11 protein-coding genes are annotated in these 15,486 nt (G+C 57.2%); 3 read left to right on the forward strand and 8 right to left on the reverse strand.

Annotated elements, in window-relative coordinates; genetic code table 11:
* Positions 1–43: 43 nt before the first annotated feature.
* The 6 genes from PSR62_RS20075 to PSR62_RS20100 all read right to left on the reverse strand — a co-directional run bounded on the left by PSR62_RS20075 (position 44) and on the right by PSR62_RS20100 (position 6,971).
* The gene (locus PSR62_RS20075) at positions 44–751 is read right to left on the reverse strand and encodes a polyprenol monophosphomannose synthase (RefSeq protein ID WP_274408264.1); all 708 of its coding nucleotides are present in this window, start codon (positions 749–751) and stop codon (positions 44–46) included.
* A gap of 77 nt (positions 752–828) precedes the next feature.
* Positions 829–1,950, reverse strand: a complete 1,122-nt coding sequence (locus tag PSR62_RS20080; RefSeq protein ID WP_274404779.1) for a hypothetical protein — start codon at positions 1,948–1,950, stop codon at positions 829–831.
* A 264-nt stretch (positions 1,951–2,214) separates the two neighbouring features.
* Positions 2,215–2,805, reverse strand: a complete 591-nt coding sequence (locus tag PSR62_RS20085; RefSeq protein ID WP_173442731.1) for a hypothetical protein — start codon at positions 2,803–2,805, stop codon at positions 2,215–2,217.
* Between the two features lie 249 nt (positions 2,806–3,054).
* Positions 3,055–4,869: a translation elongation factor 4 gene (lepA, locus tag PSR62_RS20090; RefSeq protein WP_274404780.1), complete on the reverse strand. Its 1,815-nt coding sequence runs from the start codon at positions 4,867–4,869 to the stop codon at positions 3,055–3,057.
* 191 nt (positions 4,870–5,060) lie between these two features.
* The gene (locus PSR62_RS20095; protein WP_274404781.1) at positions 5,061–6,059 is read right to left on the reverse strand and encodes an ROK family protein; all 999 of its coding nucleotides are present in this window, start codon (positions 6,057–6,059) and stop codon (positions 5,061–5,063) included.
* 249 nt (positions 6,060–6,308) lie between these two features.
* On the reverse strand, positions 6,309–6,971 hold the full coding sequence (locus PSR62_RS20100; RefSeq protein ID WP_274404782.1) for a DUF502 domain-containing protein: 663 nt from the start codon (positions 6,969–6,971) through the stop codon (positions 6,309–6,311).
* A gap of 363 nt (positions 6,972–7,334) precedes the next feature.
* Here PSR62_RS20100 and PSR62_RS20105 point away from each other — a divergent pair, with 363 nt between their 5' ends.
* Positions 7,335–8,393 (forward strand): phosphatase PAP2 family protein, encoded by a 1,059-nt coding sequence (locus PSR62_RS20105; protein ID WP_274404783.1) that lies wholly within the window; start codon positions 7,335–7,337, stop codon positions 8,391–8,393.
* Positions 8,394–8,634: 241 nt separating this feature from the next.
* Here PSR62_RS20105 and PSR62_RS20110 read toward each other — a convergent pair whose 3' ends face one another.
* Entirely contained in the window at positions 8,635–8,928 is a 294-nt protein-coding gene (locus tag PSR62_RS20110) for a transcription regulator (protein ID WP_008653083.1), read from the reverse strand.
* Positions 8,929–9,457: 529 nt separating this feature from the next.
* Here PSR62_RS20110 and PSR62_RS20115 point away from each other — a divergent pair.
* Both PSR62_RS20115 and PSR62_RS20120 read left to right on the forward strand, forming a co-directional pair.
* The gene (locus PSR62_RS20115) at positions 9,458–12,250 is read left to right on the forward strand and encodes a hypothetical protein (protein ID WP_274404784.1); all 2,793 of its coding nucleotides are present in this window, start codon (positions 9,458–9,460) and stop codon (positions 12,248–12,250) included.
* Positions 12,251–12,364: 114 nt separating this feature from the next.
* Positions 12,365–13,525, forward strand: a complete 1,161-nt coding sequence (locus tag PSR62_RS20120; RefSeq protein ID WP_274404265.1) for a hypothetical protein — start codon at positions 12,365–12,367, stop codon at positions 13,523–13,525.
* Positions 13,526–13,834: 309 nt separating this feature from the next.
* Here PSR62_RS20120 and PSR62_RS20125 read toward each other — a convergent pair whose 3' ends face one another.
* Positions 13,835–15,457, reverse strand: coding sequence for an arylsulfatase (locus PSR62_RS20125; protein ID WP_274404785.1), 1,623 nt, complete (start codon positions 15,455–15,457; stop codon positions 13,835–13,837).
* Positions 15,458–15,486 lie beyond the last annotated feature (29 nt).

The raw sequence follows: 15,486 nt of genomic DNA on the forward strand, positions 1-15,486 counted from the left end.
CATCCGAATTCTGGCGAATCCGGCTACGGCGTCCCAACGCGTCTTAGCGGACCGCCAACAACCGAAACACAGTCCAACTGCTTCGAACCGCTTCTCGCAAATTCAGCTTGCTGGTCCCGTGAACTCGTTCGGTGAACGTGATCGGAACTTCCACGCACTTGGCCCCATCGCGATGGAGCCTCAACAAGACTTCTTGAATGAACGCGTACCCGTCGCTGGGATTGCGAGGCGGATCCAATCCGGCCAAACAACTCACCCGATAACAGCGGTACGAACCACTTGCATCGCGAACCGGCAATCGCAACAGCGTTCGCGTGAACGCATTGATCAGCCCGCTCATCAGCTTGCGACGCCAGGGCCACCCGACGATCGCCCCGCCTTCGGCGTAACGAGAGCCGACCACCACGTCAGCGTTCTCCTTCACGCAGGTTGCAACCAACCGAGGCAGATCCGCGGGATCGTGGCTGAGATCCGCGTCCAGGTTGCAGAACAAATCGAAATTGCCATCGATCGCCGTTTGCATCGCCGCCCGAATCGCACCGCCCAATCCGCGTTCGTCTTTGCGGATCTTCACCTGGATCCTGTCACCGGCCCCGGTTTCCTCCGCGTACACGCGGGCGATCTCTGCGGTTCCGTCGGGCGAGTCATCGTCGACCACCAAACACACCGCCTCGGGAAGCGCCTCACGGATCTTGGCCAACATTGGCTTGACGTTGGCGGCTTCGTTGTAGGTGCAGATTCCAACTAAAATCCGCTGCCCCGACGCGAAGTCAGGGGCAACGGAATGAGAAGCGGTTTGGATGGCGGTTTGGGAAGTCGTTTCGATGGCTACGATTCAATCAAGAGTGCAACCGCTTCGAGATAGCGGCGAATCACGTCGGGCGACACGTCATGGAACCCAGCGGACTTGTGCCGCAGGATCGACAACTTCAGTTGTTCCACGACGTCGCTGAGGTCGTCCGGCAATTCTGGCAAACCTGCGAACGGTTGCAAAGGTGACGGAGGCGTTTCGGTCGCCAAACCAGCCTCCCCTTCTTCACGCCCCGAATCACCGAGTTTGTTCAGCTCTTCTTCCTCGCCAAAATCAGGGCCTTCGTAGGTCGGTCCCTGAACGCCGTCGGTGTCGCCGTCGTAATCTCGCGTGGTGTCGTCGCCCTGGGCGGGAGCGGTTCCCAAATCCGCATCGCTCATTTCCGGCTGGTCCTCGTCCAGATCGACGTCCATCACCTGGCTGGCAGTTGGACGCTGCGATTCCAATTCCCCGTTGGCCTTCCAACGCTTGTCTCGCATGTTGGAAACCGACCACTTCTCCTCGACAGCTCCTTGCAACCAAAGGGCTGCGTCGTCCCAGTCCAGGGCGGCCAAGAAGTGCGACCAATACAACCCTTCGTACTTGGGTTGATCCTCGGCAAAACGATCGAAGACGCGACGCAGACGGCCCACATGGGGTGCCGTGACACCGCCTACCCGTGAGGCCCAAGCTTCGTCGGAATACTCCGTCGAGGGAGCTCCGGCTTCGATCAAGGCCGCACGCCATTGGCTGATGATGCGTCCCTTTTCCCAGTTGGTCGTGCTGACCAACCCGTTCCAGCGTCCGACGAAGGGCTGTTGCAGCGCCAACAACTCCGGCGACAGATCCTGGTCGTCGGATTCCACGGGGGCGTCGGTTGCCGCCACCGCTGAAACCGCGAATTGGTTGACCTCGTCCGAGAGTTCTTCCACATCATCGGCCAAGTCCGAAACGTCTTCGTTCAGCATCTCAGCTGTCATGGTCTCGGTGGTCGACTCCGCTGCGGCGGCAGCTTCGCCCGCAGTTTCGTCGTCCGGCACGTCTTCATAGACGTCTGACTGGGCGGTGGGATTCGATTCCACTGAATCGGGCGTGCCCAAATCATCGGCGTCGAATCGTGGCGAGTCGCTGGTCAAAGATGGATTTTCGTCAGAATTCATGTGCAGGGATTCGCGAGGAGCGGGACGTGATTTCAGTCCGCATACGCTAACCCGCCGACCCCGTCTCAGGGAAGATTCCTGACGTCCTTTTCTGGTTTCTCAATGCCATCGCGCGTCAGACGCATCGCGTGGGGAAACCATGCGGTGTGGGAAAGATGTCGGGCTTGAACGAAGAAACGGTCCGGCGAGCTCAAATGCCCGCCGAACCGTTGTCGTTGTTCAGTGCGATTGCCAGCCGGAATGTTGCTTCCGGAATCCCGATCCCTACAAGTTCGGAGTCGTGTAGGGCTCGACGTCACCCACCATGTGGAAGTGGTTGTGGTCAATGTAGACGACCTCAATCGCTTCACGGTCACGCAGGGTGTGCGGAACGGGGTAACCGACAATGGTCGACTCGTCGAAGTAAATCGTGCACTTGTAGTGTGCATGGTGCAACTGAGCTGGTCCGATCAGCGGGTAGAACCGCGGTGGATCGATGTAGTCCGAGATCTTCTCTTTGATGATCCGCACATCGTTGCGTTGTTTTTCCCAGATCAAAGGGATGCCGCCTTGAACAGGACGTGCCTGCTCGAGGGCTTGCATCACTTCGTCATCGCTGGGTGGATCCAACGCGATGGGCGGACCACCTGAGGTGGTCGGGCCGAGAATCGGCACGCGATCGTAGCGTTCCTTGTTGTGGAACTTCTCTTCTTGCTTGTGCTGGTAATACGGGCTCACAGGAATGGGGAACCCGAGGATCCCCAAATTGTAGTTGCTGCCGCCCAGGCCATAGCAACCTGTGCTCGTGATCACCACCATGGTGAGCAGGCACAACGTCCCGAATCGTGTGAATGTTGTGGTCATCTTGCTGGTCATCCGAGCAACCTTCCTTGGTTTCCGACTTGGCAAATCCGCACTTGAACCAATCCGCAGAGGATCATTCATTTGCGTAGTACCTGTATCGTGTCAAACTGTTCCGATCTTGCGGGTCATTCCGGAAATTCGCTCGGAAAGTTTGCGGACAACAGTTTCACGCGTGGAACCCCGACCCATTGGCTGAGGCCCTTCCCCTCACGATTTGCCCTCCAATCGTGTGAGTGAAAGCGACATCCAACCCATGGTTTGCTACTCGCCGTCGGTCAGAACCGCCATGAAGGCCTTCTGGCTGATCTCCACGTTGCCAACCGCCTTCATTCGCTTCTTGCCTTCCTTTTGCTTCTGCAGCAACTTGCGTTTTCGCGTGATGTCACCGCCATAACACTTGGCTGTCACGTTCTTTCGCATTGCCGGCACGGTCTCTCGAGCGATCACGCGGCTGCCGATCGCGGCTTGCACAGCCACTTCAAACATGTGCCGCTCAATCTCCGATTTCAGCTTCTTGGCCACTGCACGACCGCGACGGTCAGCGTCGGCTCGGTGACAAACCACCGACAATGCATCGACACGGTTGCCGTTGACCAGAATGTCCAAGCGGCACAGGTCGGCTTCTTCGTAGCCCACCATCTCGTAATCCAGCGTTCCGTATCCGCGTGTGCAGCTTTTGATGCGGTCGTGCAAATCGTAGATGACTTCCGCCAGCGGGATGTCGTAAGTCAACATCGCTCGCGACGCCCCCAAGACCTCGTGAGCTTTTTGAATCCCGCGTCGTTCCTGACACAGTTTCATGACTGGGCCGATGTACTCCTCCGGCACGATCACGTTGCAACGCACGATTGGTTGGCAGAACTTCTCAATGTCGCCCGGATCGGGCACATCCTGCGGCTTGTGAATGTTCTTCGTCACGCCGCGTTTGTCGGTGATCTCGTAAGTCACGTTGGGAGCGGTTTGAACCAAATCGATGTCGGATTCCTGCTCCAATCGCTGCTGAACGATCTCCATGTGCAGCAACCCCAGAAAACCACACCGGAAACCAAACCCAAGTGCATCACTGGTTTCGGGTTCAAACTCGAAACTCGGGTCGTTGACGGCCAATCGCTCGAGCGCGTCCCGCAATTCGCTGAAGTCCTGTCCGTCGCTGGGGAACAAACCGCAATAAACCATCCGTTTGGGCCGGTCATAGCCCGGCAGCGCCGGTGCTGGGTCGTTGCCCGCGATGCTGATCGTGTCTCCAATGTGCACATCCCCCAGGCTCTTGATGTTGCAAATCAAGTATCCCACTTGGCCGGCAACCAATTCATCACAGGCCACGCGGGCAGGCGCAAATTGGCCCAGTTCCACGACATCGTGCGTCGATCCAGCCCGCAAGAATTTGATCTTCTGACCTTTGCGGACCGTTCCTTCCATCACTCGAATGTAGGTGATGGCACCGCGAAAATCGTCGTAGTTCGAATCGAAGACCATCGCCTGCAACACAGCGTCTGGATCGCCCGTGGGTGGCGGAACGGCTTCCACAATCGAATCGAGCAATGCCGCAACGCCTTCGCCGGTTTTGGCACTCACCCGCTTGCACTCATCCGGGTCCGTGCCCAGGGAATTCATCATTTCCTCGGCGACTTCATCTGGCCGAGCGTGAATCAAATCGATCTTGTTGATCACGGGCACGATCGTCAGGTCGTGCTCCATCGCCGCAAACGCATTCGCAACCGTCTGGGCTTCCACACCTTGAAAGGCATCGACCAACAACAGCGCGCCTTCGCAACAAGCCAGGGAGCGTGAAACTTCGTACTGGAAGTCCACGTGGCCGGGCGTGTCAATCAGGTTCAATTCGTATTCCACCCCATCTCGCTTGTAGCGCATGGCGACGGCGCGGGCCTTGATGGTGATGCCACGCTGTTGTTCCAACGCCAAATCATCCAGCATTTGCGTTTTCTTGCCGCGGTTATCAACCGTGCCCGTGCTTTCCAACAAACGATCGGCCAACGTGCTTTTGCCGTGGTCGATGTGAGCGATGATGCAGAAGTTGCGAATGTGTTCTTGCGAACGAGAGGGTTTCGATGCCATCCGGTTTCAATTTCAATGATGGTGAATGTTCAAAACGGCAACCGGCTTTCATCCTTTGAAAACCGCGATGCAGTGTCTTGGGCCTGACGCGACGCGGGCGTTTTGGCTGGAATCGCTGATCGGTGCGGGGTCGCGAAGGATTTCACGTCCACGCAGCGACCGCAGGATCCCAGCACGACAGAACCTGCTGTTCAGGAGTCTTTCTTGCGAGCATACCCGGCGGCGCCCAAATAACCGGCTTCGTGCCCGAGCGTCGCAAACGAAATGGTCGTTCCCGCGAAGACATAGGGGAAGGTCCGTTGTCGAAATTCTTCCGTCACCCCCCCCAAAAAGCGACGCCCGATCTCACATTCGGCCCCGCCAAAGTTCATCGCTCCGCCCAGTGCCACATGCCCTGGGTCCAACGTGTGGACCAAATTGGTGACTCCGATGCCCAGCCAACGAGCGGTTTCGTCGATCATCAAATTCGCGAATTCGTCGCCGTTTGCCGCTGCTTCCCAGATCCGTTTGGCGGTCAACAGCGAACTGTCCTCTCCGGTGAATTGCTGCAACGACGATTGCGGGTACTCCGGCAACCGATGCCGCGTTCGCAAAACCACCCCGCTAGCCGACGCGTACGCTTCCAACTGCCCACGGCCACCACCCCATGCACAAAGCTGCGCGTCTGGCGAGGAGTCCACGACGATGTGACCGCATTCACTGCCAAAGCTGTTGACGCCATTGACCAATTGATCCTCGACAATGATGCCGCCGCCAACGCCAGTCCCCAGCGTCAACAGAACCATCGACGAGCCTTGGGATCCACTGCCCAGCCAAAATTCGCCGTAAGCTGCCGCGTTGGCGTCATTCAAAAATGAGATCGGCCGGCCCGTGGCTTCGGACAGTTTCTCGCACAACGGGAACTCCCACCAAGACGGCAACTGCGGTGGTGCAACCAAAATCCCACGGTGCAAATCCATCGGTCCGGGCGCCCCCATGCCAATCCGCGGCACCTTCCCGACCGTTTTGGTGCTCGTCTCCACCTCACGAATCATCGTTGCCAAGCGATTCACCGCCGCTTGAGGGCCTTCGGATTCCAGCGTCGCCACTTGCTCAAAGGCGACGGTCTCACCGGCGGAATTGACCAGACCGCACTTGATGCTCGTGCCGCCAATGTCGATGCCCCAGTAGTGACGTGAATCAGTTGTCATGCAAACGTTTTAAAAAGGATGGGAATGGGTCTGATTTGCTGGCCGAAAGTATAGCGAATCACTGATTCTTGGCAGCAACGTTCACCACCCTTTCGCAAAGGGAATGACACCCCCGCTAAACCTTTCCGGAGGTGCCCCCCAAGAACGCTCGCCCAAAAGTTGAAAGTTCCCGCTCCGGCGAGAGTTGGCTTTCAACCCGAGCGGCCTCGATCCCGTCACGAAAACGCATCTGTGGCAGCGACGGCAGACTCAGCTCTCTTCATCCTGCACCGCGACGGCCCCCGCCCGAGCCCACTTCTGCGTGTCGGTGCCCAACTGTTCAAACGTGCCCACCACGTCGCCAAAGGGGGCGTCAATCCGCTGAACTCGCGATGGCTCCACCATCACCACCTTCCCATTCCAAGGATCCGGCGATCCCGGCAGATACAACGTCACTCCCAAGGGATCGTTGGCAACATCCGCTCCCCGGTGCCGCTCAACCTCAAAGGCCAACTGCGAATACCCTTCCAATTGCACCACGACCGGGCGCAAGCGGTTTTTCGCAACGTCGCCACCAATGTTGCCGCTGAGCTGCTCCTTGAAAATCGCGTAGCGAGGAAACAGCATCAACAAATATTTCTCGATGAACCGCGTGAACTGCCTGGCGATCGATCGTCTCGCCATGATTCCCGAGACAAAACAGGCCAAGATCAACAACAACGTCGCGATCCCGAAGATCAACAGGTAACCCGTCGTGTCATGAAACGGCGTGTAGTCCTGCAAGATCGGCAGCAGTGCCACCGCCACGGCGTAGATGACCTGGACCAATTGCCCGATCAGCACCAACACAACCAACAATGGCAGCAGAAAAAAGATGCCACCAATCGCGGTCGTGCGTAGAAAGGAAAAGTGTCGCTGGACGTGCTGTTTCATGACGGCAATGTTTCACGGAACGAATCGAAAGATCGCATGTTATCACGTGGGCAGCGAACTCCATACGCAGCGAACTCAACGGGCATCGCGGCCTGCCTCCCAGGGCCAAATGCGTCGTTTGGAGAGGCGCGGACAACTGGGAAACCACCGAAATTCACTTCGATTCCTTCTCCGCCGTCCAATCTTCACGCCGACTGGGGTTCCCTCGGTCAGCCAGCGTTTCGTACCGTCAAGATCGTCCAGGATTCACATCAAACGACGCGGGCCGCACGACCGATCGGATTCGATCTGGCCCCGTTTCTTCGATCGCGAATCCGTCCTCCAGGCCGCCGATCTGAACCAGTCGCGATACAGGACGCCATCGTGAATCGACTCGAATCGCCTCGCGAAGATCAACTTCGTGAAAATCAGCCCCGTGAACGTCAGCTTCGCGAACATCCATTGTTCACCAAAACCAGCACCACGAACGATGCGGTGACCCTGTATCGTCCCGTCACACTGTTCTACATGGCAGCGATGACAATGATGCTGGTGCCGATGATGACGCTGGTGGATGTGAACATCGCGTCGTACTTCCGAACCGCACCGCTGCCAGCGGAACTGGATTCCGCTTTGGAATTGTCCTTGGTGCTCTCGCACGGTTACGGGGTCTTTGTGATCTTGCTTGCCATTTTGCTGATGGCCCCCAAACGCCGCTGGCATTTGCCTCGACTCGTCACCTTGGCACTCGGCGGAGGAGCCATTGCGACGATCGCAAAGATGTTTGTGATCCGGCCGCGTCCCAGCAACCTCAATCTCAACCATGCCGGTCATGATTCCGCTTGGCTTTGGGCATTCGATTGGGATCTCAGCGAAGTCGCCTCCTTTGACTCCGCCATGCGAGCCTTTCCCAGTGGTCACGTTGTCACTGCGACCGCCATGCTGATCGGATTGTGGGTGGTTGTCCCGAGAGGTCGCTTGCTTTTCATCATGGTTTGGATGGGCGTGCTGGCCAACCGAGTCAACACCAGCGCTCACTTCACCAGCGATGTGTGTGGCGGCGTGGCGTTTGGACTGTTTTGGTCCTATGTCTGCTTTCATCCGCGTTTATTGGGCAACCTCTTTGACAAGATGGTTCCCGAACATGGCCGACGCACTCGCGGGGAGACCAGCGATTCATCTGAAGCCATTCCATCATTGCCCCCGCAAATCAACGTGGGTTCGCCAGCGGGAACACCTTCGTTCCCCATGCACGCTTCACCAATTCATGCGTCGCAAATGAGTGCGACCGAACAATACGAAGCGCTGGCATCCAAGATGTCGCCCAATGCGACCCCAACTCGTCCGAACACTTCGGATGATCTCGAGCAGAGTGATCAGCAGACGCACGATCATCACAACAGGCAACAAGATTTCGGCGATGCGGGCGAGCGAGCGGCTTAGCTCCCCTTCGGCGACTTCACTGCAATTCGGCGTTCGCCTCGGTTTGATCGACGACCAGCCCAAACGATCATCGACGGATCTGCCGTGACGTTGTTCTGTCGGATCGTGTTTGATGGTCGCTTCGGCCCCTCAGCTCAGAAAACCTCCGAGCCAGACGTAGCTGACGACACACCCAGTGTCAGGAACCCAATCGAGTCGGGTTCCGATTGGATTCAGGATCATCGTCCTGAATCACAACGGCTTAGAGCGAGCCGTCTTGTTCCAACATTTCTTTGTATTGGTCGCGTTCGCGACGAGTCGCTTCCAAATCGAAGATCAGATACTTCATGTCCAAACGAAGTTGCGACAGGGCTTCTTGAACCAAGTTCAAGATCCGACGACGGCGAGTGCTGCATTCCACCACGCGAGCCAAAGCGGGTGCAACCGCGTCCCGATACCGAGCGGGCAAGGCATCAATCGCGGCAGCCATTTCTTGCAATTCGACTGGGGTTTCGTCGTTGATTTTGGCGGTGTTGTTCGCAGCAATTTTGGTCATAGAAGTGACTTTCCTTCGAGGGCGTCAGGGTGTGGGACCAAACCAGCGAGTCGTTGCTTGTTTGGTGAGAGCCATCCATTGCACTTGCGGTGCCAGCTGCCTGCCGACACGACGTTGTGGTCCCGAAGTCATTACGGGAAAAGCACTTACGGTTTTCAATGATGTGTGTTGCGTTTTCGCAACGTGGCGTTCTAGCAACACACTTTCGATCTGGCTTTCCTGCCCAAGACTTGGTATCCCAAGCACTTAGGTGCGTTTCGGGGGATCAACCCGTAGTTGGGGAAGTTTCGCAACGTGATGTTGCGTTTTCGCCTCCCGGTCACTTGCAAGGGATTGTTCCCTTGGCTCCGAAGGTGGTCAACGTTCAATCTGGCTTGCCGACACGTTTGCAGAACTTCCCGCGATGGCTGAAACGGCTAGGAAAAGTATTCCGATCCAGTCCCGATCGAATCGGGCGTGGGCCAACGTTGCGCGCTCCCCCCGGACCGAGAACGTGACAAAATTGAGTTCCATCGGAACGGCCACTTGCGTGAACCTCACTTCGACTCTCGTCGCCATCGTGTGTTTCCTCACCACGATCAACGTGGCTTCCGCGCAGCTCATTGATTCGCTCGATGCCTATCCGCCGCGTTGGTCACTTCACGAAAGTGACTGCGACGCCAAGGTTGCTGACCAAGGCCATGAGCATGACCCTTCGGCCGAAGGCGGAGTCTGCGAAGCGATTTCGTTGGTGACCGGACATGGCACGCAAGCCATCTTGGTGTACCCGATCGAACCCGTCCGCCCCATCGATGAATTGTCGGCGATGGTCTCGGTCAAAGGTCTCAACACCGGCATTCAAATTGGCTTTCGGGTTCGGTTCCCCTACCTGATTGATCCTGAAACACGCCGTCCCGCTTCGGTGATGATCTTTGGTTCGCAATATCGCCGCGTGGGAGAATTCCAAAGGTTGGGGATCAGCAACATCACCGCTCCGCTGCGATTGAAAATCATCGCCCTTCGAAACGAGTACGGCATCCAAGCCGACGTGTCCTCGCCATATGTCGATGCGGTCGTCGTCAACGCGTATGGCAAACCCGGCAACGCAACGCTGCGATTGGACGATCTTCGCGTCAACGCCATGGTTCCCGTGACCGAACTGGACAGTTCCCCTCATTCGACCAGCAACGCCAGTCGCACACCGCTGCAATCCTCCTCAAGGATGGACATCGACCTTTCGGTATTGCAAGGCGAGCGACGACCGAATCTGACCGAGTCCGTTGCCAATGCTCGTTCCTTGATCTCACCGGCTGATCAACCCGCGTTTCCCATTGGGCACGTCACGCGAATCATTCAATACAACAACGAACCACTCAGTTGGATTCGTTCATTGGGCTTCGATGCGATTTGGTTGGCGGAGCCTCCGACCGCTGCGATCTTGTCCGACGCGATTGCTCATCGCATGCGGATCTACGCGCCGTGCCCAACCGTTCCGGATCCCAAACTAGAACCATTGCTTGAACCGGTTGCGGGCTGGATCGCCGCACCGAATCTGGTCATGGACAGCCACCACCGAGAGCAAATCTCTCAGCAGGTAGCTCGCCTCCGCGCGTTGCCACGACGTTGGCAACGACCGATTGTTGGTTCGCCCGTCGAGGACTTTCGGCATTATGGCGCGATGTTGGATGCCGCCGTGTTGACTGCACCTCCGCGCATCCGCGCCCTTTCCAGTGAAGCGATTCGCACCGAACGTTCCCAGCAACGTTTTCGGTTGGGCGGCAAACCCATTGCAATCAGTGTCCTGGGAATGCCCAACGCCGCCTCCATCGCTCAATCCAATGCAATTGCAAACCGGATCGGCACGCCAACCACCGAAACCTTTGCTTGGCAACCCATGTGGCGAGAGGTTGCCGACGCGATGGTCGATGCTCCGTCAGCAATTCTGGTTCGATCCACCCGTTCATTGGCTTCCGGCGAAACGCTGGACCAAAATCGCGGGATGGCGATCAGCTTCATCAATCGCTTTGTCGCCTCGCTCGAAAAATGGATCTCCACGGGCACGCCCGATGTCATGCCTGTGCCAGTCGGACCGCACTACACCGCCCATCGTCTGACCAGCGGTTCCACCACGTTTTTGATTTGCACTTCCGCGATGGTCCGCGGGACCGGCATCATGAGCGGCGATGGCAAGACGCTTCGCATTGACTTGCCTGCCTTTGAGCAAGGCAAGCTGATGTGGCGTTTGACTCACTTCGCCGCCGAACGCATTGAGCCCGAGACCACCGCCCAGGGCACTTCGATTGAAATCGTGTCGCCTGATGTGGTCGAAGTCATTGCGATCAGCGATCAAATTTCCGAAGGTGGTCAGCTGGCGTCATCGCTGGACAAGTTTTCACAACAAGCGTCCTTGGACCGCTGGCAGTTGGCTCGCGATTCCATTGAGCAGTCGGGCACCGCTTGGGCACGTGCCGTTGCCGCCCGCGCGGTTTCGCGAGACGCACCGAATGATCTGCTCGAGGTCGCTCGCAGCACCATCAACAATTCGGAACGCATGGTCCGCAGCAACGACGCCCAATCGGCGTTGCGTTTGGCAGCGCGGGCGGATGCCTGGAGCATGAAAGCCAACTGGATGCTCTGCGACGCCTTTCGGGAAGACCCTTACGGCATCGTCAGCAGTCCGCCGATTGACGCCGGCAACTTTGAAACTCAAATCGCTTGGTCGCCGTTATTGAATTCCGGTTTGGCCACGTCTTCTGTCCTGAAGCTGCCACCGATTGGCGATATCCACGGTCGTTCTCGTTGGGGAGTGAACCTACTCAGTGGCGGCGGCATGGACCGTCCCGACAGTCTACAAACCGAGGGTTGGACCTTTGGTCGCCGTCATTCCGAATGGGCCGAGACCACGGCGGAGTGCGTGGACCGCGGAGTCTTTCATGGCACCGGGGCTCTGGCTGTTCGTGTGATCCCGAAACGGGACGACGCGTTGCCAGGCGGATACGAAGGCACCGCCTTGCTGGTCCGCAGCCCGCCGATTTTTGTTGAACCCAACCAGGCGGTACGGATCGACGCCGTCGTCCGCACATTGGGATTTGGCGGCCCTCATCAAGGGCTGTTGATGTACGACTCCCTTGGCACGCAAGAGCTCGGTGTGCTCATCCGCGATCGTCCCGACTGGACCCCGATCACGCTCTACCGACAAACCGTCAACAACGATCCGATTCACGTGATGTTTGAGGTCATCGGTGGCGGGGAAGCGATCATCGACGAGATTCAGGTCCGAGCCTGGGAAACCGAAGCCAACCCCCTCCCCGCGATGCGTCCCATTTCACACCCGCAAGAGTAAGCAACAACTCCGCCCCCCACCCTCCTCCATATGGTGCCAGCCACCTTGATTTGACTTTCCTGATGCGATGCATACGATGCTTTTGTCTTGCCAATCCCACTGGAGAGCAGAGCGATGCCGCGGCCTCAGCGAAGCGAACAGTTTGATCCCAGCGAAGTGGGGATCGTGCACGTGGTCCAGCGATGTGTGCGACGCGCCTTTCTTGCAGGTGTCGACCAGGCGACCGGCAAGGATTTCTCGTTCCGCAGGGAATGGATTCGCCGGCGGATGGAAGCTCTGGCTTCGGTGTTCGCGGTCGATGTGCTTTCGTACGCGGTGTTGAGCAATCACATGCATCAGATTCTCCGCAACCGGCCGGATGTCTGTGCTCAATGGAGCGACGAGGAAGTTGCGATTCGCTGGCTGCGTGTGTTCCCCGGTCGACGCCTCGAAGAACACTTGGCCGAGCCGACTGAAAACGATGTGCAAATGCTGGTTCGCAACAAAGAGCGGCTGACTGAAATCCGTCGCCGCTTGTCAGACATCTCTTGGTACATGAGAGCCTTGGCCGAACCCATTGCCCGACTGGCGAACAAACAGGACGAGTGCACCGGCCGATTCTGGGAAGGTCGCTTCAAAGCACAGAAAATCGTCGACGAGGCAGGCTTGCTCGCCTGCAGCATGTACGTTGATCTGAACCCGGTCCGTGCAGCGATGACGGCGACTCCCGAGACCAGCCCGCACACCAGTGCCTACGACCGGATCGAAGCTCGCAAGGGCGAACGAATCCCTTCGGCCGCCTTTGATCTGAAACCGATTCCGACGGAAGAAGCCGGACGAGAAATTCGAGAAACGCCGGTCGAAGTTCTTCAGGAAAAACGCAGGGCGAAGCGACGCAATCCAACCGGGAAACGGATCCGGCGAGACGAATGGTTGAGCCCTCTGACGTTGAGCGAAACCAAACTGTCCACCGAACCGCAAGTCCACACGAAAGGGCTCCGCAGCAGCGATCGCGGATTCTTGAACATCCGCTGGAGCGATTACAAACGGTTGCTGGACTGGACCGCGGCGCAACCGATTGCCTGCCGAGCGGCTGAACTGCCCAAGCGTCTCGCCCAAACGCTCTCGGAAGTCGGAATCGACGCTTCGATGTGGCGAGACTTGGTGTGGGACTGGCAGAAATACTTTGGCAAAACCAGCTGCATCGGTCGCCCTGAATCGCTGAAAGCGGACGCAGAACGAACGGGCCGCCATCACCACCGCGGCCAGGTCCAAGCCGCAGCCTGCTTTGCCTGAGCAGCAAGGTCAAAGCACGCGTCATCCTTCGCAGTGGTGCAAGGGGCGACGGAACAGTTGGGGACAACTGCTCTACTCTGCTGCGCTCAATCGATCGCACTCACGAGGCCGGCGTCTCCGAGCAGTCAATCAAGCTCGCAAAATGCCATCAAGACAGCGGAAGTCGCCCTCAATCAGCCCCGGAACAAGCCAAGGTTTCAGGTCATCAAAATCGGGAAGGTGGCTGGCACCTTACGGGAAACACTCCGCGGTCCGCGGAAGCGAAGAGAACGGATTGTTGACGCAAAAAGCAGCCAATGAAACGGGCTCCTATTCGTGTTTCTTCATCTCTTGATACATGTTGTATCGCTCAGGGAAGGCCACATCCGTCTTCGTCGCCCAAGCCTCCCAAGCCGCAACCATTCGATCACGACGCTCGGGTTCCATCGTCGCAAGATCGTTCCGCTCCGTTCGGTCTGCCGCGATGTTGTACAGTTCCCATGGCTTCTTGTATTCGCGAACGAGCTTCCAGTCGCCGTCACGCATCGCCGCGTTGCCTTCATGCTCGAAGAAGATTGGTGTGTCATGGATCGGCTGTTTCGCGGCTTCCGAGTCCCCCTTCAAACTCCTTGCGAACGAATTGCCTTGGCACGGTGGAACATCGTCTGGAATCTCTGCGTCAGCTAGATCCGCACACGTTGCCATGATGTCTGGCAAATAGGCCGGCTCCCTCACAAACGAATTGTGACGAGACTCAGGAATTCCATTGGGCCAGTGGGCAATCAACGGCGTGTTGGCTCCGCCTTCGTGCAAAAAGTGTTTGTACAAGCGGAAGGGCGTGTTGCTTGCGTTCGCCCAAGCCAAACCTTGACGCACGCCGTCCGTCGTTTCCAAAGGAGGATTTCGGACCATCTTTTCGTCGCCGAATCCCAACCGTCCGCCTTCCTGACAAGCACCATTGTCAGACAAGAACAGAATCAACGTGTTCTCGTATTCGTCAACCGATTTCAAATGAGCGACCAACTTGCCGATGTTCTGATCGATGTTGTCCACGCATCCGGCATACGCCGCCATGATCGCATCCAAATCGTCTCGCTTCTTTTCCTTTAGTGAATCCCAAGCTGGCCCCACATGCGGTGCTGGTTGCACGGATTCATCGAACAAACCAATCTCGCGCTGTTTCGCAAAGCGTTTCTTCATCAACGCTTCCCAACCATCTCGGTAACGTCCCCGATACTTTTCAAAATCTTTCACCTTCGCGTTCAGCGGCCAGTGCGGAGCGTTGTACGCCAAGTACAGAAAGAAAGGTTTGTCATCAGCCTTCGTCGCATCACTGATGTACTGGCAAGCGATGTCCGTGAATGCGTCCGTCGCATAAAAACCCTCCTCGGTTTGCACGTCCTTGTTCCCGTCGGTCATCCCGCGATCACCACCGGGTTTGAAATAGTTGAACGCGCCGCTGATGCCACCATAAAAACGGTCAAACCCACGCTGCATCGGCCAATCATTCTGATTGACATGCCCCAGGTGCCACTTCCCCGTCATGAACGTGTGATAGTCCTTCGACTTTAAAACTTGAGGAATCGTCACGCACGTTTCATTCAAATGCCCTTGGTAGGCCGGCGGAGCATTCAGGACTTTGCCAGGAGGAGCCGTCATGTGACCGATGCCGACTTGATGAGGATGCAAGCCCGTCATCAAACTCGCTCGCGTCGGACAACAACGGCCCGAGTTATAAAACTGCGTGAATCGCAATCCATTCGCAGCCAACGCGTCGATGTTCGGGGTTTCGATCTCACCTCCGTAACATCCCAAATCGGAATATCCCATGTCGTCTACCAACACCAATACAATGTTGGGCGGTGAAGTTTCCGCAGCAGCGTTCGACAGAGTGCCGACGAAGAACAAACAACTGAGAATCGAGAGACAAGCTCCGGAGAAAACTCGTTTCATGCTGGGTCAATCAAAGGTAGGACTGGAAA

This window comes from Rhodopirellula sp. P2, from assembly GCF_028768465.1.
Classification (GTDB): domain Bacteria; phylum Planctomycetota; class Planctomycetia; order Pirellulales; family Pirellulaceae; genus Rhodopirellula.